Source organism: Moorena sp. SIO3I8 (assembly GCF_010692325.1).
Classification (GTDB): Bacteria; Cyanobacteriota; Cyanobacteriia; order Cyanobacteriales; family Coleofasciculaceae; genus Moorena.
In genome coordinates this window covers 1-2,579 of sequence record NZ_JAAHHW010000268.1, presented here as the reverse complement: position 1 = coordinate 2,579, position 2,579 = coordinate 1, and the positions used below count along the sequence as shown (strand labels likewise).

Here is a 2,579-nt window from a genome sequence, read left to right as displayed (position 1 = left end):
AAGGATTGGGTAAATCGACAGGATTACTCCTGTTTCGTCCCCTTGGCACCGTGCGAACAAGTCTCCAAGTACACGGCGCGACCAATTCCTTTAGAACTCATTTATCATTACCTCCTCTTTTCTTAGGTTTACGGTTTTGTACCTTTTGGTTTTTGTTCCGTTTCAAAGAGGGTTTTTTTATCCCGGCTTTCAGCATTTCCTGTATGTCGGGATTGGAGGCACCCAAGGCGTGTATGGAGTGGTGGCAATCGGCATGTAAATATATTAGATTATCATACCGGTCGTTCCCACCTAAGTGTTTTGGTATGATGTGATGTATGTGTAAATCATCACTTATACCTAAGGATTGATTGCAAACAGGACATATATAGTTCTGTCTGTTTGCTATTTTATCCTTCCCCGCAGAAAGTCTTCCTTTTGCCGTTTTTTCTCTTTGTTTAGCTTTGCGCTCTTCCCAGTATTCTTTTAAGTCAGGGTCATCTGGGCTGTTTGTATGTTGCAGGAGAGTATGGCGTTTTATAGGAATCCAGGCGAGTTTTTGAAGATATACTTCTTTTAAGGATTTGTCTCCGAATACCCATATGTCATCCCTGCCGGGACATAGCTTTCCAAAGTATTTTTTGGATATCCAGTTCCAGCTTTTTTTGGGATGTTTCCGTTTCCCCCATCTTTTTAATTTCCAGAATATGTATGAATCCAAGGAATTAAAGGTTTTTTGGGCTACCACTCCATCCTGATAATTTCCCCATCCTTTTATTTGAGGATTAAGTTTATTAATTATCAGTTCTTGTGATAAGCTTTTGAATCTTTTAAATTCCTTTTTCAAGTTCTCTTTGAACTTTTTGATATTTTTTTTGGAAGGTTTTATGAGGGTTACCAATCCGGTTTTTCTGGCGGTTGTTTTATATTTCCTAAAATTCCATCCGAGGAAGTCAAATCCTTGTGTTAGATGTTGTATTTGGGTTTTTTCGTCTGAGAGTTTCAAGCCTTTTTTGATTAACCATTTTTGAATGATTATCTTAGCGTTCGCTGCATCTTCTTCGCTTTCAGTTAAGATGACGAAGTCATCGGCAAAGCGGATGAATGCTCTTTTCGATATGTTGTCCCAATATCCTCCGGATTTTTTTCTAGTATCTTTTCGCCATATATATTTAATTCCCAACTCCTTTTCCATGCCGTGTAGAGCGATATTTGCAAGTATTGGGCTGATTATTCCCCCTTGTGGAGTCCCTGAATCTGATTCAAAAAATACATTGTTGTCAATGTATCCTGCTTTAAGCCATTGGGCTATTAAAGTTTTGGCTGGAAATTTCCCTAATGTGTCTAAAAGTGGTTTATGTGCAATATTATCGAAACATCCGGAGATGTCGGCGTCTAATACCCACCACTTTCTATTGTTTTCGCCCTTAATGTTGTTGAATATCCTTTGTCTTGCGTCATGGGTGCTTCTGCCTGGCCTGAAGCCATATGAGGATGGTTCAAAGGTGGCTTCCCATTGAGGCTCTAATGCATTCTTGACGATACCTTGAATACATCTATCAATCATGCAAGGTATTCCCAGGGGGCGTTTCTTACCATTAGGTTTGGGAATATATACTCGTTTTGCCGGGATTGGTTTCCAAGCCTTGTAATCTTTTAGAGCATCGACCAACTCTCCCCTGGCTTCTGGATTTAATTTTGCTATTTTGTCAATGCCAGGGGTGTTTTTCCCTTTGTTAATTTGGGAGGCTTGTCTCACGGCTATGAGTATGTTTGAGTAGCTGCGTAGCATCAGGCGTTGCAGCTTGTTCACTTTTTTCCAATCGCCTTCACGAGTCGCGCGGAATATTCTACGTCTCAATTTCCTGACTTCCCTGTAGGCTTTCTTCCAATTAATGGAGTGCCAGTGGGTAGTTTGTTCAGTTACGATACCGTTCTTTGGGTTCGGTTCTATCTTTTCCATTACAATTAAGGATGAAAATGTATTATATTCCTCCCTCGGAATCAGTTCTGAAATTCAGCACTCTGCACGAGTTGAGGGATTTCCTCTATCCAACCGGTTATACGCTTTAGCGCTTTCCCGTTAGTTTTCACTGTGTTGGCTTTAGCTTGGTTCAGACTTTTACCGGATTGAGAGTTATACCCTTTCTTACGATTGGGCTACCCTATCTATCGACCTAAGCTAGGGACTCAATCTCGGCTTACCCGGTTACACACAAGGAAGATTCGAACTATAGGCTGTCGTCTCTACGCCGAGTCCGTGGAGTTCTCAGTTATCCAATATCTACTGGATTAACTCTTGGAGCTATTACTCCCATTACCGCTTTAGTAGGAGTATCAATTATTACGACGCTTCAATCAACGATTCCTTTCGTCAACCTATTGGTTCTTTCCTTAACGACCCATTGGCTTGCGGTATAAGTTACTGGTTACGCATTACCCTCTAGCTGTGAGATAAAACGATTCGGGATTATTCTAGCTAATGCCGGAATATCCATCTCGTAGTACCCCTTCGGGTAGGAACTTTGCTTGAACCCTAGCTTATAGGAAGGTTACGGAGCCTCCACTTCCTTGAGCGCCTTCTTCGGTCGCCCAGATAC

The 2,579-nt window shown here is 41.5% G+C and carries 1 protein-coding gene; it reads right to left on the bottom strand.

The window, feature by feature from the left end:
* Nucleotides 1-97: 97 nt before the first annotated feature.
* Nucleotides 98-1,942, bottom strand: coding sequence for a group II intron reverse transcriptase/maturase (ltrA, locus tag F6K51_RS36030; RefSeq protein ID WP_293030658.1), 1,845 nt, complete (start codon nucleotides 1,940-1,942; stop codon nucleotides 98-100).
* Between the last annotated feature and the right edge of the window lie 637 nt (nucleotides 1,943-2,579).